The organism is Nocardioides sp. NPDC058538 (assembly GCF_042719275.1).
Taxonomy (GTDB): Bacteria; Actinomycetota; Actinomycetes; order Propionibacteriales; family Nocardioidaceae; genus Nocardioides.
The window spans coordinates 25,344-44,085 of sequence record NZ_JBHXNY010000012.1; the positions used below are offsets into that span (position 1 = coordinate 25,344).

The 18,742-nt window shown below is 67.8% G+C and carries 17 protein-coding genes and 1 pseudogene; 12 read left to right on the plus strand and 6 right to left on the minus strand.

The features are described 5' to 3' along the window. Positions 1-9 precede the first annotated feature (9 nt). Genes ACFWQC_RS13235 through ACFWQC_RS13265 form a run of 7 tightly spaced genes read left to right on the plus strand, consistent with a single transcriptional unit; the run spans position 10 to position 6,536 of the window. Positions 10-1,158 (plus strand): zinc-binding dehydrogenase, encoded by a 1,149-nt coding sequence (locus ACFWQC_RS13235; RefSeq protein WP_378678204.1) that lies wholly within the window; start codon positions 10-12, stop codon positions 1,156-1,158. Next, positions 1,158-1,862, plus strand: a complete 705-nt coding sequence (locus tag ACFWQC_RS13240) for a 4-carboxy-4-hydroxy-2-oxoadipate aldolase/oxaloacetate decarboxylase (protein WP_378678207.1) — start codon at positions 1,158-1,160, stop codon at positions 1,860-1,862. Before ACFWQC_RS13235 ends, ACFWQC_RS13240 begins: the two co-directional genes overlap by 1 nt. Then, the gene (locus ACFWQC_RS13245) at positions 1,859-2,875 is read left to right on the plus strand and encodes an amidohydrolase family protein (protein ID WP_378678210.1); all 1,017 of its coding nucleotides are present in this window, start codon (positions 1,859-1,861) and stop codon (positions 2,873-2,875) included. The genes ACFWQC_RS13240 and ACFWQC_RS13245 overlap by 4 nt, the downstream gene beginning before the upstream one ends. Further along, positions 2,875-3,861 (plus strand): ABC transporter substrate-binding protein, encoded by a 987-nt coding sequence (locus tag ACFWQC_RS13250; RefSeq protein WP_378678213.1) that lies wholly within the window; start codon positions 2,875-2,877, stop codon positions 3,859-3,861. Before ACFWQC_RS13245 ends, ACFWQC_RS13250 begins: the two co-directional genes overlap by 1 nt. A 31-nt stretch (positions 3,862-3,892) precedes the next feature. Continuing rightward, positions 3,893-4,687, plus strand: a complete 795-nt coding sequence (locus ACFWQC_RS13255; protein ID WP_378678216.1) for an ABC transporter ATP-binding protein — start codon at positions 3,893-3,895, stop codon at positions 4,685-4,687. Next, complete coding sequence (locus tag ACFWQC_RS13260; RefSeq protein WP_378678219.1) at positions 4,684-5,517, plus strand: ABC transporter permease; 834 nt, start codon at positions 4,684-4,686, stop codon at positions 5,515-5,517. The genes ACFWQC_RS13255 and ACFWQC_RS13260 overlap by 4 nt, the downstream gene beginning before the upstream one ends. A 29-nt stretch (positions 5,518-5,546) precedes the next feature. After that, complete coding sequence (locus ACFWQC_RS13265) at positions 5,547-6,536, plus strand: ABC transporter substrate-binding protein (protein WP_378678222.1); 990 nt, start codon at positions 5,547-5,549, stop codon at positions 6,534-6,536. 34 nt (positions 6,537-6,570) lie between these two features. Here ACFWQC_RS13265 and ACFWQC_RS13270 read toward each other — a convergent pair whose 3' ends face one another. The 6 genes from ACFWQC_RS13270 to ACFWQC_RS13295 form a co-directional block, all read right to left on the minus strand. After that, the gene (locus ACFWQC_RS13270; RefSeq protein WP_378678225.1) at positions 6,571-7,665 is read right to left on the minus strand and encodes an ABC transporter substrate-binding protein; all 1,095 of its coding nucleotides are present in this window, start codon (positions 7,663-7,665) and stop codon (positions 6,571-6,573) included. A 2-nt stretch (positions 7,666-7,667) separates the two neighbouring features. Next, positions 7,668-8,357 carry an isochorismatase family protein gene (locus ACFWQC_RS13275; RefSeq protein WP_378678228.1) on the minus strand — a complete coding sequence of 230 codons (690 nt, stop codon included), beginning with the start codon at positions 8,355-8,357 and terminating at the stop codon, positions 7,668-7,670. Next, positions 8,354-8,974 (minus strand): cysteine hydrolase family protein, encoded by a 621-nt coding sequence (locus ACFWQC_RS13280; protein WP_378678231.1) that lies wholly within the window; start codon positions 8,972-8,974, stop codon positions 8,354-8,356. The genes ACFWQC_RS13275 and ACFWQC_RS13280 overlap by 4 nt, the downstream gene beginning before the upstream one ends. Before the next feature lie 13 nt (positions 8,975-8,987). Next, positions 8,988-9,821 carry a dienelactone hydrolase family protein gene (locus ACFWQC_RS13285; protein ID WP_378678234.1) on the minus strand — a complete coding sequence of 278 codons (834 nt, stop codon included), beginning with the start codon at positions 9,819-9,821 and terminating at the stop codon, positions 8,988-8,990. A gap of 46 nt (positions 9,822-9,867) precedes the next feature. Beyond that, positions 9,868-10,860: an ABC transporter substrate-binding protein gene (locus ACFWQC_RS13290; protein WP_378678237.1), complete on the minus strand. Its 993-nt coding sequence runs from the start codon at positions 10,858-10,860 to the stop codon at positions 9,868-9,870. Between the two features lie 324 nt (positions 10,861-11,184). Beyond that, entirely contained in the window at positions 11,185-12,111 is a 927-nt protein-coding gene (locus tag ACFWQC_RS13295; protein ID WP_378678240.1) for a LysR family transcriptional regulator, read from the minus strand. A 134-nt stretch (positions 12,112-12,245) separates the two neighbouring features. On the opposite strand from ACFWQC_RS13295, the gene ACFWQC_RS13300 reads away from it, so the two are divergent. The 5 genes and pseudogenes from ACFWQC_RS13300 to ACFWQC_RS13320 form a co-directional block, all read left to right on the plus strand. Further along, a complete protein-coding gene (locus tag ACFWQC_RS13300; RefSeq protein ID WP_378678243.1) occupies positions 12,246-13,118 on the plus strand; it encodes a LysR substrate-binding domain-containing protein in 873 nt (290 codons plus the stop codon). A 138-nt stretch (positions 13,119-13,256) separates the two neighbouring features. After that, complete coding sequence (locus tag ACFWQC_RS13305; RefSeq protein WP_378678246.1) at positions 13,257-15,326, plus strand: hydantoinase/oxoprolinase family protein; 2,070 nt, start codon at positions 13,257-13,259, stop codon at positions 15,324-15,326. Next, positions 15,326-17,086 (plus strand): hydantoinase B/oxoprolinase family protein, encoded by a 1,761-nt coding sequence (locus tag ACFWQC_RS13310; RefSeq protein ID WP_378678249.1) that lies wholly within the window; start codon positions 15,326-15,328, stop codon positions 17,084-17,086. The genes ACFWQC_RS13305 and ACFWQC_RS13310 overlap by 1 nt, the downstream gene beginning before the upstream one ends. Positions 17,087-17,118: 32 nt before the next feature. Further along, positions 17,119-17,868: an SDR family NAD(P)-dependent oxidoreductase gene (locus ACFWQC_RS13315; RefSeq protein ID WP_378678252.1), complete on the plus strand. Its 750-nt coding sequence runs from the start codon at positions 17,119-17,121 to the stop codon at positions 17,866-17,868. Positions 17,869-17,887: 19 nt separating this feature from the next. Beyond that, positions 17,888-18,742, plus strand: a pseudogene (locus ACFWQC_RS13320) (NAD(P)-dependent oxidoreductase); the annotation flags it as partial.

Consider the following 18,742-nt stretch of genomic DNA (forward strand, 5'->3'; position numbering starts at 1 on the left):
GGAGAGTCCATGACCGACAAGGTGCTCGCGGCAGTCCGCACCGCACCCGGCACGACCGAGATGCGCGAGTTCGACAGGCCCCGGATCGATGCCGACTCGGCCCTGCTCCGGGTCGAGGTCGCAGGCATCTGCGGCACCGACGTGAAGCTCTACTCCAGCCCGCCGACCACCCCCGCCACCAAGGGCGAGGTGATCATGGGCCACGAGAACGTCGGGGTTATCGCCGAGGCCGGCGAGAACTTCCTGCGCCGCCACGACGTCGAGATCGGCGACCGCGTCTTCCTGGAGCACTACGTCGCCTGCTTCAGCTGCGAGTGGTGCCGGATCGGCGAGTACCGCCACTGCGAGGCCACCGACTGGCGGACCAACCCCGACGCCCGGCGCTTCGGCTACACCTCCGCCGGCTTCGAGGGCACGCTGTGGGGCGGCTTCTCCGAGTACATGTACCTGCCCTGGAACTCGGTGATGCACAAGATCCCGGACACCATCACGGCTGAAGAAGCCGGGCTGGTCATGCCGCTGTCCAACGGCATCGAGTGGGCGCTGCTCACCGCCGGCGTCGGTTACAACGACACCGTCCTGATCCAGGGCCCCGGCCAGCAGGGCCTGGCCCAGCTGGTCGCTGCCAAGACCGCGGGCGCCGCCCATGTCATCGTCTCCGGTACCACCCGCGACGCGAAGCGCTTCGAGCTCGCCAAGGAGCTCGGTGCCGACGCGACGATCGACGTCCTCGCCGAGGACCCGCGCGAGAAGGTCATGGACCTGACCGGCGGTCGCGGCGTCGACTTCGTCCTCGACTGCACCTCCCGTGCCGGCACCGCCCCGGTGCTGCTGGGCGTCGACGTCCTCAAGCGCCGGGAGGGCACCCTTCTCATCCAGGGCGAGCTCGCCGCCTTCCCCGACTTCCCGGTCAAGAAGGTCACCGAGAAGTCGATCACGATCAAGTCCGCCCGCGGCCACTCCTTCAACGCCTGCGAGCTCGCGGTCGCTCAGCTCGCCTCGCACCGCTACCCTCTGGAGAAGCTGGCCACCCACCGTTACGGCATCGACCAGGTCGACCACGCCATCCGCGTGCTCGCCGGCGAGACCGACGAGGATGCGATCCACGTCTCGATGATGCCCGACATGGTCGGCCAGGCCGGCGGGTCGGTTCGCTGATGCCCGTCGTCGTCACCAACCCGCCGCGGGCGGCCAGCGAGCTCGTCGATGCCCTGGGGGCGTACGGCGTCGCCACCATCCACGAGGCACAGGGGCGCACCGGTCTGCTTGGGTCCCACCTGGCTCCGATCCAGCAGGGCGTACGCATCGCCGGCAACGCCGTCACCGCCACCGTCGCCCCCGGCGACAACACCACGATCGGCGTCGCGGTCGAGCAGTGCGGCGAGGGCGACATCCTCGTCGTCGCACCGACCGCGCCCTGCGACATGGGCTACTTCGGCGACCTGCTCGCCACCTCGCTCCGTGCGCGGGGCGTACGCGGCCTGGTGATCGAGGCGGGCGTACGCGACGTCGCCGACCTCAACGAGATGGGCTTCCCCGTCTGGTCCAAGGCGATCTCCGCCGAAGGCACCGGCAAGGGCAACCTCGGCGACGTCAACATACCCATCAGCATCGGCGGCCGCATCGTGCATCCCGGCGACGTGATCGTCGCCGACGACGACGGGGTCGTCGTCGTCCCGCGGCTGCGGGCCGCGGACGCGATCGCCGCGTCGAAGGCGCGCGAGGAGAAGGAGGCGAAGGCACGAGCCCGGTACGTCGCCGGCGAGATCGCCCTCGACGTCAACAACATGCGTCCCCTGGTCGAGAAGGCGGGCACCCGCTACGTCGACTACGAGGAATGGGTGAAGGAGCAGCAGGCATGATCATCGACGTCCACGGTCACTACACGACGACCCCGCGAGAGCACCAGGACTTCCGCGACGGGCAGCTCGTGAGACTGGCCGATCCTGCGATGCCGGTGCCGTTTCCGGCCCGCATCAGCGACGACCAGATCCGCGAGAGCATCGAGCACAACCAGCTCAAGGTCCTGCGCGAGCGCGGCGCCGACTTCATGCTCTTCTCACCAAAGGCCTCCGGCATGGAGCACCACGTCCCCGACCGCGACGTCGCGGTCCATTGGGCGCGCACCTGCAACGACCTCGTCCACCGGGTCACCGAGCTCTTCCCGGACAGCTTCGCCCCCGTCGCGCAACTGCCGCAGACCCCGGACGGCTCGCTGGGGCGTGTGGTCAAGGAGATCCAGCGCGTGGTGACCGAGCTCGGCTTCGTCGGGGTCAACCTCAACCCGGACCCGTCCGGCACCTGGGCGGGCCTCCCGATGACCGACCCATACTGGTTCCCGGTCTACGAGGCGCTCGAGGAACTGGACGTCCCCGCGATGGTCCACGTCTCGACCGCGTGCAACCCCAACTTCCACACCCTCGGCGCCCACTACCTCAACGCCGACACCAGTGTCTTCGCACAGCTGCTCCAGTCGGACCTGTTCGAGCGGTTCCCGGGCCTGCGTTTCGTGATCCCGCACGGCGGGGGAGCGGTGCCCTACCACTGGGGTCGCTACCGCGGCCTGGCGATGCGCTACGGCTGGCAGGACCCGGCCGAGCTGCTCGACAACGTCTTCTTCGACACCGCCGTCTACCACCAGCCCGGCATCGACCTGTTGACCCGGGTGATCCCCGCGGACAACATTCTGTTCGCCGCCGAGATGCTGGGCGCCGTACGTGGTGCCGACCCGGAGACCGGCTTGGAGTGGGACGACACCCTGCAGTACGTCGAAGCCTCCGGCCTGAAGCGGGAGGAGCTCACCAAGATCTATGAGGCGAATGCGCGCCGGGTCTACCCGCGCCTGGACCAGCGCCTGACCGCGATGGGGCGCTGATGGGGAACCTCCATCTCTCCTTCGCCTGCGGCGACTACGACCGCACCCGGGCCCTCGAGGATGGGTCCGTCCGCGCGGACGGCATCGACCTGACGTACCTCCGTCTGCCGGTCGAGGAAACCTTCTTCCGGATGGCACGACACCAAGAGTTCGACATCGCCGAGATGTCGCTGTCGACCTACCTGGCGACCCTGGATCGCGACCCGGTCCCCTTCGTGGCGCTGCCGGTCTTCACCTCACGACAGTTCCGCCACGGTGGGATCTTCGTCAACGCCGACGCCGGCATCGAGAAGCCGTCAGACCTGCGAGGCAAGAAGGTCGGCAACGCCGAGTTCCAGCTGACGGCGAACGTCTGGATCCGCGGAATCCTGGCCGACGAGTACGACGTCCCGCTGGACTCGGTCACCTATCTCACCGGCGGTCAGGAGGCACCCGGCCGGATCGAGAAGGGCGCGATCAGCACCCGCTTCGAGGTGACCCCGATCCCGCCCGACCGGACGCTCAACGAGATGCTCCATGCCGGTGAGATCGACGCGTTCTACGGTCCCCGGATCCCGAGCTCGTTCGGGCGCGGCGACGGCCGCGTGCGCCGGCTCTTCCCGGACATGGTGGCCGCGGAGAAGGACTACTACGCCAGCACCGGGATCTTCCCGATCATGCATGTGGTCGCGATCCGGCGCGAGGTCTACGAGCGGCACCCGTGGGTCGCCCAGTCGCTGACCAAAGCGCTCACCATCGCCAGGAACCAGGCGTACGAGCGGATCTACGACGCCTCCGCGCTGCGGTTCATGGAGCCCTGGATGATGCCTCACCTGGAGGAGGCGCGAGCGCTGCTCGGCCCGGACTACTGGTCCTACGGCCTGGAGGCGAACCGGCACGTCCTTGACGTCTTCTGCCGCTACCACCACGAGCAAGGACTTTCCTCCCGGCCTCGGACCGCCGATGAGCTGTTTGCGCCCGAGGCGACCGAGTCCTTCGTGATCTGAGACCGCCCCACCCCACCAGAAAGGCAGCGCCTTGGAAGCAACCGCCAGTCACCTGCTTGCACGTGACCTGCTCATTCAGTATGCGAAACCGGGCACGGACGAGGTCGTCACGGCCGTAGATTCCGTCGACCTCGAGATCAGTCGCGGCGACTTCGTCTGCCTCGTCGGTCCCTCTGGCTGCGGCAAGACGACGGTGCTGAACGCAGTCGCGGGCTTCGTCCCGACCAGTGGGGGAGAGCTGACCCTCGATGGGCGCGTCATCCCGGGGCCAGGCCCCGACCGGGCGATGGTCTTCCAGCAGCCCAACCTGCTGCCCTGGCGATCCGTGCTCGCGAACGTCACCTACGGGCTCGAGATTTCGAAGGCCTGGTCGAAGACGGAGGCCCGCGAGCGCGGCATGGAGCTGATCGAGCTGGTCGGCCTCACCGATGCGGCGAGCTCCTTTCCGAGCCAGCTCTCCGGCGGCATGCAGGCACGGGTCAACCTGGCCCGCGCGCTCGCCGTCGACCCGGAGATCCTGCTGCTCGATGAGCCGTTCGCGGCCATCGATGCACAGACCCGCGAGGTTCTCCAGGCCGAGCTGCTGCGGGTGTGCGCGGCCCGGGACGTCACCGCGCTGTTTGTCACCCACGACATCTCCGAGGCGGCCTTTCTCGCCGACCGGGTCGCCGTCTTCAGCCCTCGACCCGGCCGCATCGTCCAGGAGATCACGGTGCCCTGGGAGCGCCCTCGGGCGCAGGGCATCAGGCGTACGAGGGAGTTCGCCGACCTGCACGACGAGATCGCCGACGTGCTGTACGCCGCCAAGGAAGGAGCCCGATCATGAGCACGACGACCACGGTGAAATCGCCACCACAGGCGAGCACCCCGGCCGGCGGACGGCCAGCGCGCAGGCCGTGGCTGTCGCCGAAGTTCCTCGTGGGAACCGCAGCGGTACTCACCGCGCTCGTCGCCTGGCAGGTGGTCGTGCTGCTGGAGATCAAGCCACGTGGCGTACTCCCAGGGCCATTCGACGTGCTCGACGAGGGCGTCTCCATGTTCCAGCAGGCGTCCTTCTGGGCGGACATGGGGGCCAGCTTCCAAGAGCTGGTGATCGGACTCTTCTTCGCCGTGCTCGTCGGGTTGCCGCTGGGACTGCTGATCGGCTGGTATCGGCCGGTCGACTGGGCACTGTCGCCGTTCATCACGTTCCTCTACGCGACGCCGCGCATCGCCATGACACCGCTCATCATCGTCTTCTTCGGGTTCGGCATCACACCGAAGGTCATCATCGTGTTCCTGATGTCGGTCTTCCCGATCCTCATCAACACGGCGCAGGGCATGCACGCCCTCGAGCAGGGCGTCGTGCGGGTGGCCCAGTGCTTCGGCGCCAGCGACCTCCAGCTCTTCCGCACCGTCGCGCTGCCGGGCACCGTCCCCTTCATCGCGGGCGGCCTACGGCTCGCGGTTGGCCAGGCGCTCATCGGCGTCTACGTCGCCGAGCTGAGCGGTGCCCAACACGGCGTCGGGATGATGATGAACACCGCTGCCCAGCAGTACCAGTCGTCGAAGATCTTCGTCGGCCTCTTCGTATTCGCGATCACTGGCGTGGCGCTCACGGCGCTCCTGCGCCGTGTGGAGGCGCACTTCGCATCCTGGCGCCCCGCCAGCCACTGACCGTCCAACCCCACGACAAGGAGAGACAGATGAACCAAGGAACCTGGATGAAGCGGGGTGTCGTCGCAGCGGCCCTGATCGCGGTCGCCTCAGCCACACTCACCGCCTGCGGCGGCGACGAGTCGGCGGACGGCCTCACCACGATCAAGGTGAGCTACAGCGAGAAGGTGGCCGACAACCTGCCGCTGTGGGCCGCGAAGGAGCAAGGCTTTTTCGCGGCGCATGACCTCGAGGTCGAGCTCGTCAACCTGGACAGTGAGAAGGGCTTCCCGGCGTTGCTGTCCGGCCAGGTCGACATGGCCGCCATCGGTGGCACTCAGGTCGTCTCGGCCGCTGCGGCGGGAAACGACGTCAAGATCCTCGGCGCGGCCACACCTGTGCTGCCCTTCGAGCTGTATGCGGACGTGGCCACCGGTGTAGAGCTGAAGGGCAAGAAGGTCGGCTACACCTCGAAGAGCGGTTCGCAGTACGTCGGCACGGTCGAGGCGATCAAGGCTGCCGGCTTGGAACCGTCGGACGTCGACCTGGTGCCCTTGGGCAACGTGTCCAACGTCAACAACGCACTGCTGAGCGGGGCCATCGACGCGGCCGCGACGCATCCGCCGGCGAGCTTGCAGTTCAAGAACGCGGGTCTGCACCGGCTGGTGGACCTGGCCAAGGAGGACATCCCGTACATGAACGTCAGCTACGTCGCGCTGACCTCCTACAACGAGGAACACCCGGAGGTGTTGGACCAGTTCTTCGCTGCCTTGAAGCAGGGCACGGACTTCGTACAGAGCAACCAGAAGGGCGCCACTCGGATCCTCGGCGACTACCTCGGTGAGGACGATCAGGCGGCACTGGATGACGCATGGAACTACTACACCTCCGAGGTCATCCAGGAGGCTCCACTCGCTTCGCCGGAGCAGCTGGAACTATCGGTGGAGTTCCTGGATGGGTCCGTCGAGGGGGTCGAGGACGTGGACCTTGATGGCTTGATCGACCCCTCCCACGTAGAGAAGGCATTCGGGACCAGCTGACTCCCCGAACCGGCGGTCGCGTGGGCGGGCGGCATCATCCGCCGACCAGGTCGCGGTACTTGTCGTCCCAGTACTCGTACCGGTCGCCGGTCATCTCCTCCTCCGGGACGCCGATCGTTTCGACCTCGTCGATCGGTGAGGGAACTCCCTCCACGGTCGGGATCCGGTGGACGTCGGCGATGGTCTGCTGCCCCTCGCTGAGCACGTAGTCCATGAACAGCATGGCGGCCGCAGGGTGCTCGGCCGCCGACATGAGGCCGGCGCCGTTGGGACGGACCACGACGGGCTCCACGTGCTGACCGTCGAGGTTCCACGCCACCGGGGCACCGTTGTCGGCGGAGGCGCCGTCGACGGTGTGCTGGTAGATCGAGAGGGCGATGTCGAGCTTGCCGGCCGAGAGCATGTCACCCATCGTGCTGTGCCCCTTCTCGACCGAGGCGTTGGCCGCGATGCCGGCCCACATCCTGTCGACCTCCTGCTCGCTCATGCCCCGGTCGAGGTAGTAGGTGGAGACGGCGGCGTACCAGTCGATGTCGCTGAGCTCGAGCGAGATGAGGCCCTTCCACTTCGGGTCGGCGAAGTCCTTGATCTCCTTCGGCAGGTCTGTGGCCACGACCTTGTCGGTGTTCCAGCCGACGACGAACGCGTTGAAGTAGTGGGAGGTCCAGCCGTCCATCTGGCCGTCCTGCCGGACGGCATCGCGGTACTCGCTCTCGTAGTCGTAGAGGAAGCCCTGGTCGGCCATGATGTTGAGCTCGTTGGCGTTGTTGTCGACGAAGTCGACCTTGAGCTTGCCCGCGCTCCCTTCGGTGAGGAGCTTCTGCAGCACCGTCTCGGAGTTGCCGCGGGTGAGCTCGACATCGATGTCGTACTCCTTCTCGAAGCCCGCGATGATCGTCTCCATGTCGGTGTTCGAGGTGTATACGGTCAGCTGACCCTCCTCCTCGGCGAGCTCGGTCAGCTCCGCCTCGCGTTCCTGGCCGCTGAGGCTGTTGATCCTGTCGTAGACAGCCGTCGCGTCCGCGTTCGCCTCCGGCGCGCCGCCAGCGACGGGGCTGCCGCCACATCCGGTCACGAGTAGTGCGAGAGCGAACGTTCCGGCCGTTCCCGCGAGAACCTGGTGCTTCATCCTCAACTCCATTTCTTCTCGAGCTCGTCGACCGACAGCACGTCGGCGTACTTGGTGGCCATGTCGAAGAGGTTGTTGCAGTGCGCGAACCAGGATCGGTCGAAGCACGCGTCGTCGACGACGAAGGTGCTGAAGCCGTTCGAGCACGAGTCGACGGCCGTTGCCCGGACACACCCGGAGGTCGATACGCCGCAGACGATGACCGACTCGACCTTCTCGCGCACGAGGAAGACCGAGAGCGGCGTCTGGAAGAACGCACTCGCCTTGGCCTTCTCGAGCACCCAGTCGCCTGTCTCGGGAGCGATCGTGTCCGGAAAGTCGCCGAAGCCGTCCGCGAGCCTGGCGCCGCTCCTGGGCTTCTTCGTTGCTCGACCGACGAAGGCCTGGTCGTTCGCGCTCGAGCGGGTGTAGACGACGGGCATGCTCTTGCTGCGTACGAGCTCGATCAGCCGGGCGATGTGCGGCATCGCCTCCCACGCCGAGGGGCCAGCCGCGGTGGAGTACTCCTGCCGTGCCTCATCGAGGGTCAGACCCGCCGACCCCGTGAACCCGTACGTCACGTCGACGACGATCAGCGCCGACCTCTGCCCGAGCCCGAGTCGCCCGGCACCGAGCGCGCCAGCCTCATGCTCGGGCACGTTCTGCGTCCATCGCTTCATCGCCGCGCCCTCCGGTGTCGTCCGGTCGCTCACGCGCCGAGCGCTTCGACGACCTGATCGAGGGTGCGTACGTTGACCATGCGCGGGAACACCTTGCGCATGAAGAACTCGCGCTGCTCGAGGAAGCCGTTGCAGCAGTCCTCGACAACAGTGACCTGGAAGTCCATGTCGCGGGCGTCGTACGCCGTTGAGGCGATGCCGACGTGGACCGAGCCGCCGACGAGCATGATCCGCTCGATCCCGCGACTGCGGAGGGATACCTCCAGGTGCGTGCCGTGGAAGGCCGACCAGCGATGCTTGGGCACGTCGTAGTCACCGGGCTGTGGCGCCAGCTCGGCGAGCACCTGGTACTCGGGGGAGCCGCTGTCGTGGGGTGGGTTGTGCTTGATCGGGTTCGCCGGTCCCCAGGGCGTGAAGGAGGAGTCGGTGTCGGCGATCGACCGCGCGAAGTCGGCGCCGTCGATGCGGTGGTCGGCCCGGGCGTAGAAGATCGGGGTTCCGACCGAGCGGCACGCCGCGATCAGCTTGACGGTCGTCAGGTGCGATCCGGCTTCCTCGATCGCTGGGCGGTAGGCCTCGAGCATGTCGAAGACGACGAGCGCCGTGCGGGCGGGATCGTAGGAGGTGATCGGTTGGGTGGGGCGGTCCATGAAGGTGTCTCTCTCAGTGCAGTCGGGGGTTGCTGGCGAAGTCGTAGTCGGTGGCGTACGCCGAGGTGAACGACCAGGTGACCTGGTTGTCATCGGTGCCACTGAGCCGCTCGTGCAGCCAGCGGGTGATGGTCTCGAACGACGCGGTGGCCTCCTGCTCACGGAAGCGGCCCGGCATGGTGTCGTTGAGCCACCCGTGCGGCATGTCGGGGTAGAGCACGAAGTCGTAGCTGCGGCCGGCGTCCTCGATCAGGTTGCGCACAGCGCGCACGTCATCGACCGACATCGTGTGGTCCTTCTCGCCCCACAGACCCAGAACGGGCGAGGTGCCGGCCCGGATCATCTTGTCGTACGGCACCGAGCGCAGGTCGCCGAGCTCGTATTCGCGCGCCTGCGCCCCGCCGTAGAGCATGACGACGGCGTTGATGTCGTCCCGCTCGGCATCGGCTACCAGACCGTAGCTTCCGGTCCGGCACACGCCGATCACCGCGACGGGCGAGTCGTCGCTGCAGCCCTCGAGCGTGCGGGCGTACGTGATCGCCGCGTCGATGTGGCGAAGTGCCGCTGCGTCGGAGATCTCCGGGAGCCGCTCTTCCTCGCCGGTGAGCTCTACATCGGCGTAGAAGTCCGGAGCCACCGTGACCAGCCCGGCGTCGGCGAACCTGTCGGCCAGCTCGACGGTGTGCTGGACGACACCGTAGCGCTCGTGGCACTGGATGAGGATCGGCCGCGGGGCCGTCGCGGGTACAGACGGGACCGCCGCGTACCCCCAGGAGACAGGCCCCAACGGGGTGAGCTCGCGAGGATCGATCCGGTCAGAGGGGCCTCGCGCCTCCTTCGGGAGCATCGGGGGGACACCTTCGGGTTCGATGCACATGCAGTTGTCTTCCCTCTCAGTGGTTGACGAGGCTGTCGTACTTGTCGGCCAGCTCCTCGCGGTGCTCGACGAGCTCGGCGACGTCCTGCTCGAGAATGTCCGCCCCGGCGATCGGGTCGTCCGCGCTGGGGACCGGGGGGAGCGAGCCGAGCTCGCGGTCGACCTCGAAGCCCGCTTCGTTGAGCTGGAAGTCGAGGTACAAGGTGGCGGAAGCCGGGTTCTCGGCGCCCTTCATGAGCGCGCCGGCGTCGTAGCGAACGACGACTGGGCCGATCCGTGGTGTGGCGTCACCGTAGGAGATCGGGGCGCCATCCTCCTTCGCACGGTCGACGGTCTGGGAGTAGAGCGAGAGTGCGATGTCGAATTTGCCAGCGATCAGGAACTCGCCCTGAGCCGTGTGGCCCTTGGTCACCTCGGAGTTGGCTACCAGACCTTGGAACAGGTCGTCGACCTCGGCCTCCGACATGCCCTCGTCCAGGTAGTGGTCGGCCAAAGTGGCATACCAGTCGTAGTCGCCCAGCTCCATGCTCATCCGGTCCTTCCAGATGGGGTCGGTGAGGTCGGCGTAGTCGGCGGGAACCTCGTCTTCCGACACCTTCTTGGTGTTCCAGCCGGCCACGAACGCCAGTCGACGGATGCCGGTCCAGTCCTCGCCCTTGCCGCGCACCGAGACCGCATCGCGATACTCGGACTCGTACGGCGTCAGGATGCCGCTGTCGTTGAGCGACTCCAGATCCGGTGCCGGGAGCACGATGACGTCGTTGTTGAGCTTGTTGCCGGACGTCTCCTGGACGACTCGCTGTAGGACCGACTCGGAGTTGCCGTTGTAGACAGCCACCTCCAGGCCGTACTCCTTCATGAACGCATCAGCCATCGCCTGCTTGTCGTTGAAGGCCGAGTAGACCATGAGCTCGTCCTCCTTCTTGGCGGCCGCGAGGAGGGCGTCCTCCCGTGCTTGACCGGTGAGCCCGGTCCACGGGTGGTTCGCTGAGCTGTCGGATTCATCCATGGATGCGACTGGGGAAGAGCCGCGGGCTCCCGCTCCCCACGTCATGGTCGCCAGCATCGCGACCGCCACACATTGGGACCTGCGTCTGCGCCGAGCTTCGTTCACTTGCCTCACCGCCGTTCCCGGGGTCGAACTAGGCGGCCCCGTCATGAGTCGTCGGCACGCCGTCGTGCGATTGAGACGTGACGCTACTGAATAATCGACGTTGTTGACAAGGGTCGGGCTAATAAATAACCATTCGCGTATCTCTCCAGGACGCGCAGGGCTGCCTGGTGTCGCGTGGCGTGCGACGACAGGTGCGAGCAGACGGTGGCGGGGCGTACCTCAGAAACCGGCGAGCAGAGGCAGCGCGACCTCCGCGACCGCGCTCGCGCCGCTTGCGCGGAAGGCCAGCACGAGCTCAAGGGGGTCAGCTTCGTCGAGCTCGTGGAATACGACGCCTTCCATTGGGAAGGCGCGCACGCCGCCGGGTACCAGCGCGACGCCCAGGCCTGCGGCGACGAGACCGAGGAGGACCGAGGTGCCGGCTCCGGCGTGCTCGCGGCGCGGGGTGAACCCGGCCTCACGGCACATCCGAGTCGCGGTCTCGTTGAGGGCTGAGTAGTGACTGCTGTAGGTCACCCATGGCTCGTTGCGCAGGTCTGCGACCGAGATGGTTGACCGGTCGGCGAGCCTGTGGTCGGCCGGCATGGCCAGGAGCAGCGGCTCGGTGGTGAACGGGATGGTCTCGATGTCGTCGCCGACCACGGGCGGACGCAGGATGCCGATGTCCAGGCTGCCGGCGCGGATGCCATCGCACTGGTCTGGGGTGAGCATGTCGGCGTGGACGGCGAGTTCGACCTCAGGCAGGCGCTGCCGCAGCGTACGCGCGATCTGGGGAAGGTAGGCAAAGGCCGCCGTCCCGGTCAGTCCGAGGCGGAGCAATCCCTTCTGGCCGGCGGAGAAGCGGCGCACGCTGTCGGTCGCCTCGTCCAGGCGGCTCAGCATCTGCTGCGCCTCGGACTGCAGGAATTCTCCCGCCGGCGTGAGCAGCACCTGGCGCGTGGTTCGGTTGAGCAGAGTGACGCCGAGCTCGGTCTCGAGCTGCCGGATCGTCTGCGAGAGTGCGGACTGGGATACCTGCAGGCGCTCGGCCGCCTTACCGTAATGGAGGGTATCGGCCAGGGCGGCGAAGTAGCGGAGCTGTCGTACGTCGATCGCTGGTCCCCTCGGCTCGGCGCCGGCTGGGCGCCGGCGCGACGTCAGCGTCACTGTAGCCGGACCCCTCGTGTGCCCATCTGCATTGGAGGGTCGGTGCTGGAATCGCGGAGTCTATGGTGGTCCGGCCGGGTGGCCACCGGACGAGCGGTTGCAGGTGAACAGAGAAGGAAGGTTGGTGTCAGTCGATGGATCTACGCCATCTCCGCTATTTCGCTGCCGTCGCGGAGACCTGCCACTTCGGTCGCGCGGCCGAGCGCCTCCAGGTCGCCCAGCCTGCACTCTCGCTGAAGGTGCGCCAGCTGGAGGCTGAGCTCGGGGTCACGCTCTTCGAGCGGACGACCCGGCAGGTGTCCTTGACCACGGCGGGCGAGTTCCTCAAGTCCGAGACGGACCAGATGTTCGGGCGCCTCGATGAGACGATCGCCGGCGTACGCCGGTTGTCGGCGGGGCAGGCCGGCCTGCTCAGGATCGGGATGAACGGCACCGCTGCCTTCTCACACCTGCCGCACATCGCCCGCGTCGTGAAGCAGGCACTGCCGGACGTCGCGCTCGGGATCCATGCCGACATGCTGACCCCTGCTCAGTGTGAAGGGCTGCGTGACGGCACCCTCGAGGTCGGCATCCTGCGACCGCCCGTGCTCGGCCGGGACCTCGCCACGGCGCCCTTCGTCTCGGAGTCGCTGGTGCTCGCCCTTCCCACGAAGCATCGGTTGGTGGGGAAGGCACGGATCTCGGTGAGCGATCTGCGTGATGAGTCGTGGGTCTGCTACAGCAGCCCGCACTCTGCGCTCAATGCGCGAGTCACGCGCCTGTGTGCCGGGGCCGGCTACACGCCGCGGCGTGAGCACGAGGCGGCGGGTGGATCGGTTCTCCTGGCGCTGGTCGCGGCAGGTCTCGGGGTGGCGATCGTGCCCGAGGGGGTGCGCTCGCATCCGCTGCAGGGCGTGGTGTTTCGGGACCTACCCGAGGCCGGGACCTTGGACTTGGTGCTGGGGTATCGAGCCGGGTCGGACAATCCGCTCGTCGGGGTCGTCGTCTCTCTGCTGACAGGATCCTGAGCCTGCCGCCGGACGATTCAGAACGATCCGTTCTGGATCGGCACGAATTGTGTGCACACTCCGTGGATCCGGTTGACGGGTGTGACGAACCTCATATGGACTAACCAAACAACGTTAGTCCATTGGTGGAGGTTGCCCGTGCCGAGATATCGCCTGACCGTCGATACCGGAGGAACGTTCTCCGACTTCGTGCTTCTCGAGGAGGACACCGGGAAGCACCGGATCCTCAAGGTCCCGTCCACTCCGGACGACCCCGGCAGGGCGGTGCTCGACGGGCTCGACGTCCTCGAAGCCGAGGGCATCGCCGCGAGCGACATCGTCTTCTTCTCCCACGGGACGACCGTGGCGACAAACGCCCTGCTCGAGGAGAAAGGCGCCGCCGTCGGCCTGGTCGTGACCGAGGGCTTCACGGGCATCTACGAGACGATGGAGCAGAGCCGGCCGTATGGCCCGGCGGTCTTCGACCTCGGCTACCAGAAGCCTTCGTTGCTGGCCCCCGGGCGACGTACGGGCGAGGCTGCCGAACGCATCGCAGCCGACGGGAGCGTACGCGAGCCTCTCGACGAGGACTCCGTCAAGGAGCTCATCAAGCGCTTCGAGAAGGAGGGCGTCGAGGCGGTCGCGGTCTGCCTGCTCTTCGCCTTCATGAACGACGCTCACGAGCGCCGGATCAAGGAGATGCTGGTCGAGGCGCACCCGAAGTGGTGGGTCTCGACCTCCTGTGAGCTCCTGCCACAGATCAGGGAGTACTTCCGGCTCAGCACCGTCGTCATCAACGCGTACGTCTCCCCGATCCTCGGACGCTACGTGAAGAAGCTCGAAGGCGAGCTCGACGAGCGCAAGGTGGCGCCGGAGGCGCGCTTCACGATGCAGTCCAACGGCGGCTCGGCTCCCTTCGCCAGCACCGCGGGCCGCGCGGTCGGGACCATCCTGTCCGGCCCGGCCGGTGGGGTGACCGCGGGCAGTGCGTTGAGTCGCGACACGGGTTCGCTGAACATCATCACGTTCGACATGGGCGGCACGAGCACCGACGTCGCCCTGATCCAGAACGGCGAGCCGGTGATCACCGACCGTTCCAAGATCGACGGTCGTGACATCGCGATCCCGATGCTCGACATCACTACCGTCGCCGCCGGTGGCGGCACGATCTCTCGTGTCGACGCCTACGGCGCCCTCCACGTCGGACCGGCCTCCGCGGGCGCGGTCCCAGGCCCGGCCTGCTATCTGCGCGGCGGCACGCAACCGACGACCACCGACTGCAACGTCGTCCTCGGCTACCTCGACTCCGGCTCCCTCCTCGGCGGTGCGATGAGGATCGACAGGTCACTCGCTGAGGAGGCCGTACGGACCGGGCTCGCCGACCCGCTCGGCATGGACCTGCTCGAAGCAGCCGAGGGCCACGTGAAGATCATCGACGTCCAGATGGGCGAGGCGGTCAAGTCGATCTCGACCGAGCGTGGCTTCGACCTGCGCGAGTTCGCGCTGGTCCCGTTCGGCGGTGCCGGCCCGTTGCACGCCTGTCGCATCGCGAAGGACCTCGGCCTGGCCAAGGTCGTGATCCCGACGTACCCGGGTGCGTTCTCGGCGTTGGGCCTGCTCATGTCCGACGTCAAGCACGACTATCTGCGCAGCCGTCTGTCCGACATCGCCACCGTCGACCCGGCTTCGATGGCGGAGCTCTTCGGGGACTTGCGGGCCCAGGGTGAGCAGCAGCTGCGTGCCGAGGGCTTCGACCTCGACCAGATGGCGTTCCGCTACTACGCCGATCTGCGCTACGCCGGTCAGGGCTATGAGAACCCGGTCCCGCTCACCGGCCTCCCGCAGACCCCGGAGGACGTCGCCGCGATCCGCGCCGCCTTCGACGTGATCCACGAGCAATGCCACGGGCACAGCGCGCCCGGCCAGCCGGTCGAGGTCGTCAACTACCGCGTCGAGGCGTACGGCCGGGTCCCCTCGGTCGAGCTGGCCGCGGTGGAGGAGGCGACCGGACCGGTCACCGACGCCGTGGTCGGGACGCGCGAGGCGTACTTCTCCGAGGTCGCAGACACGCCGTTCCCGGTGAACGTCTACCAGCGCGAGAAGCTCCGCGCCGGCCACTCGTTCGAGGGCCCGGCCCTGATCGACCAGTACGACTCGACGACCGTCGTGTGCCCCGGGCAGCGCGTCACCGTCGACACGCTCGGCAACCTCATCGTGGAGAACAGCTGATGACCGCCCACGTGACCGATGACAGCACCGTTGACGCGATCACCGTCGAGGTGATCAGCCAGAGCCTGGGCGGGATCGTCCAGGAGATGCAGAACGCGCTCTTCTGCACCGGCTACTCGACCATCGTGCGTGAGTCGCGCGACGCGAGCTGCGCGATCCTCGACTCCGAGGGGCGGGTGCTCTCACAGTTCACCGTGCTGCCGCTGCACCTCGGTGCCTTCCCTGCCTGCGTCGACGCGCTGCTCGAGCGCTACCCGGCGAAGACCCTGAAGGCGGGCGACGCCTTCGTCGTCAACCACCCCTACTACGGCGGCAGCCCGCACGCGCCCGACATGGCGCTGATCTCGCCGATCGTTCTCGACGGGAAGCTGTTCGGCTTCAGTGCCAGCATCGCGCACAAGAGCGACATCGGCGGCATGGTCCCGGGCAGCAGCTCGGGGCAGGCCCGGGAGATCTTCCACGAGGGCATCATGCTGCCGCCGGTGAAGTTCATGGCCGAGGGCACCGTGGTGCTCGAGGTCGAGACCATCCTGGCCGCCAACAGCCGGACGCCGGAGCTGGTTCTCGGCGACCTCAGCGGGCAGGTGGGAGCGACCGCGCTGGGTGCCTCCCGTGTGGCCGACCTGTGCGCGAAGCACGGCGCCGACGTCGTCGCCGCAGCCGGCAAGCGGCTCTACCTGCTGACCGAGCAGCGCGTCCGCGCGGCGGTCAAGGAGTGGCCCGACGGGGTCTACACGGGCAGCGCCAAGGTGCACAGCGACGGCCTGGAGGGCGGTGAGCCGATCGTCGTACGCGTCTCGGTGCGGATCGACGGTGGCCAGGCGAGCTTCGACTGGACGGCCTCCGACGACCAGGTCGCCGGGCCGTACAACATCCGGCCGCCGCTGGTGCGCGCGGTCTGCAGCTACGCGATCAAGTGCCTGGTCGACCCGGACCTGCCCTCCAACGAGGGGCTGACCCTCGCCGTGGAGAGCCTGACTCGTCCGGGATCCTGCCTCGAGCCGTACATCCCGGCACCGGTCAACACCTACATGCCGATCGCGAACGTCGCCGCCGAGGCGGTCTTCGATGCGCTCGCCGAGATCCTGCCGATGGCCCGGATCGCGGAGAGCAGCCGCGGGATCAGCGGCACGCTGGCGCACTTCGATAGGAGCGGGGGATTCCCGCGGGTGCAGTACGAGCTGCCCGCGGGCGCGATCGGCGCCCGCGCCGACGGGGACGGCGTCTCCGCCTCCAAGGCACACGTCGCCAACGGCACCATCACCCCGATCGAGATCATCGAGTCGGAGTTCCCCGTCGAACTGGTCCGCTTCGAGCTGGTCCCCGACTCCGGCGGCCCCGGTCGCCACCGGGGTGGCCTGGCGTACGTCCGTGAGTACCGCATGCTCGGCGAGGGCCAGTTCAGCAGCCGGGTCGGCCAGATGCTCTCGTCGCCGGACGGACGCCAGGGCGGCCGCCCGGGCTCGGCCGGTGCGACCGTCGTCAACCCCGGTACGCCGCAGGAGCACGTGATCCTGTCCGAGGACGGCACCTTCCGGCTGCACGCCGGTGACGTGCTGCGCCGCGAGATGACCGGCGCCGGCGGCTATGGCAACCCGCTGACCCGCCCGGTCGAGCAGGTCGTCGCCGACGTCCTCGACGGCTACGTGACAGTCGACGGCGCCCGCCGCGACTACGGCGTCGCGCTGGTCGCGGACGACGCCGGCTACCGCGTCGACGAGACCGAGACCTCGCGGCTCCGCGCCGCGGTCTCCGCCTGACCAGCCGACAACTCCCACAACCAGGAGAGCTCATGAGATTCGAGAACAAGGTCGCCCTCGTCACCGGAGCGGGCCGCAACGTCGGCGCCGCGGTGGCCAAGCGGTTCGCCGACGAGGGCGCCAGGATCGCGGTCGTCGACCTCGACGTCGAGCGCGGTCAGCGCACGGTCGCCGAGATCGAGGAGACCCACCCGGGCGCCGCGCAGTTCTTCAAGTGCGACGTTTCCGAGAGCGCCGATGTCCAGGCCCTGGTCGCAGGCGTCGTCGAGCATCTCGGTGGCATCGACATCTTGGTCAACAACGTCGCGATCACCGACCGCGGCGCCACCGTGCTGGACCTCGAGGAAGAGGTCTGGCACCAGGTCCTGAAGGTGACGCTCGACAGCGTCTTCCTCTGCAGCAAGTACGTCGGACAGCACATGGTCGCGACGCAGCGGCAGGGCGCGATCATCAACATCGGCTCGACCTCCGGCTTCCACGGCAGACCCAACGCGCTGGTCTACGGCGTGGCCAAGTCCGGAGTGCTCAACATGTCGCGCTCGATGGCCAACCAGCTCGGCAAGCACGGGATCCGGGTCAACACCGTCATCCCCAACAAGGTCGGCTCGCCCGTCGGCGAGGAAGTCGAGCCCGAGGGCCGCAAGCGCGAGAACCTGCTCGGCCGCGGCGGGCAGCCCGAGGACATCGCGGCCGCGGTCGCGTTCATGGCCTCCGACGACGCCGGCTTCGTCACGGCCGCCGACCTGCTGGTCGACGGCGGCTTCTTCCACGGCATCCGCTGACACATCACATCCAGGCACGAGGAGAGGAACAGAACAAATGACGCAGAGTGTGGGAGTCATCGGTCTGGGCGCGATGGGTCGCCCGATGGCCGAGTACCTGGTGGACGCGGGGGTGCCGACCTCGGTGCTCGACGTGGACGCCGACGTGCGCCAGCAGGTCGTCGAACGTGGCGCGAAGCCTGCCCGGACGCTGACGGAGATCGCCGACAACGACGTGATCCTGGTCGTCGTCCCCTCCGACGAGGACGTACGCACCGTCTGCCTCGGTGAGGACGGGCTGCTGTCCGCGCCCAGGGACGGCTCGGCCATCGTGATCAGCGCCTCGGTCACCCCCGAGACCTGCGAGGACATCGCCAAGGCCGGTGCTCCGCACGGCGTCTCCGTCCTCGACGCGGCCCTGACCGGCGGCGTACGCGGGGCAGAGAGCGGCGAGATCAACCTGCTCGTCGGCGGCGACGAGGCCGTGCTCGACCGGATCCGTCCGGCGCTCGAGCCGTGGACCAAGGCTGTCCATCACCTCGGTCCGCTCGGGTCCGGCCAGGTGGGCAAGACGGTCAACAACTTGTGCCACTGGATCCAGATCTCCGGGGTGCACGAGGCGGTGCTGCTGGGCCGACGGCTGGGGGTGGCGCCGTCCAAGCTGCGGGAGGCGCTGCTGGACAGCCCGGCCGCCAGCCGGACGCTCGCCGAGATCGACCAGATGCGCTTCACCTGGTGGAAGAAGGACATCGACAACGCCCGCAAGATGGCCGAGCCGCTCGGCTACCGGATGCCGCTGACCGACCTCGCGTACGACCTGATGCCCGGCATCACGCCCGACCGGATCAACACCCTGCTGATCCAGGACCTCGACCCCGATGCGGAGAGAGAGTAG

What these genes read in the sequence shown, in the direction of transcription:
- ACFWQC_RS13235 (WP_378678204.1), top strand. Translation starts at nt 10, where the DNA reads ATGACCGACAAGGTGCTCGCGGCAGTCCGCACCGCACCCGGCACGACC.
- ACFWQC_RS13240 (WP_378678207.1), top strand. Translation starts at nt 1,158, where the DNA reads ATGCCCGTCGTCGTCACCAACCCGCCGCGGGCGGCCAGCGAGCTCGTC.
- ACFWQC_RS13245 (WP_378678210.1), top strand. Translation starts at nt 1,859, where the DNA reads ATGATCATCGACGTCCACGGTCACTACACGACGACCCCGCGAGAGCAC.
- ACFWQC_RS13250 (WP_378678213.1), top strand. Translation starts at nt 2,875, where the DNA reads ATGGGGAACCTCCATCTCTCCTTCGCCTGCGGCGACTACGACCGCACC.
- ACFWQC_RS13260 (WP_378678219.1), top strand. Translation starts at nt 4,684, where the DNA reads ATGAGCACGACGACCACGGTGAAATCGCCACCACAGGCGAGCACCCCG.
- ACFWQC_RS13265 (WP_378678222.1), top strand. Translation starts at nt 5,547, where the DNA reads ATGAACCAAGGAACCTGGATGAAGCGGGGTGTCGTCGCAGCGGCCCTG.
- ACFWQC_RS13270 (WP_378678225.1), bottom strand. Translation starts at nt 7,665, where the DNA reads ATGAAGCACCAGGTTCTCGCGGGAACGGCCGGAACGTTCGCTCTCGCA.
- ACFWQC_RS13280 (WP_378678231.1), bottom strand. Translation starts at nt 8,974, where the DNA reads ATGGACCGCCCCACCCAACCGATCACCTCCTACGATCCCGCCCGCACG.
- ACFWQC_RS13285 (WP_378678234.1), bottom strand. Translation starts at nt 9,821, where the DNA reads ATGCTCCCGAAGGAGGCGCGAGGCCCCTCTGACCGGATCGATCCTCGC.
- ACFWQC_RS13290 (WP_378678237.1), bottom strand. Translation starts at nt 10,860, where the DNA reads ATGGATGAATCCGACAGCTCAGCGAACCACCCGTGGACCGGGCTCACC.
- ACFWQC_RS13300 (WP_378678243.1), top strand. Translation starts at nt 12,246, where the DNA reads ATGGATCTACGCCATCTCCGCTATTTCGCTGCCGTCGCGGAGACCTGC.
- ACFWQC_RS13310 (WP_378678249.1), top strand. Translation starts at nt 15,326, where the DNA reads ATGACCGCCCACGTGACCGATGACAGCACCGTTGACGCGATCACCGTC.
- ACFWQC_RS13315 (WP_378678252.1), top strand. Translation starts at nt 17,119, where the DNA reads ATGAGATTCGAGAACAAGGTCGCCCTCGTCACCGGAGCGGGCCGCAAC.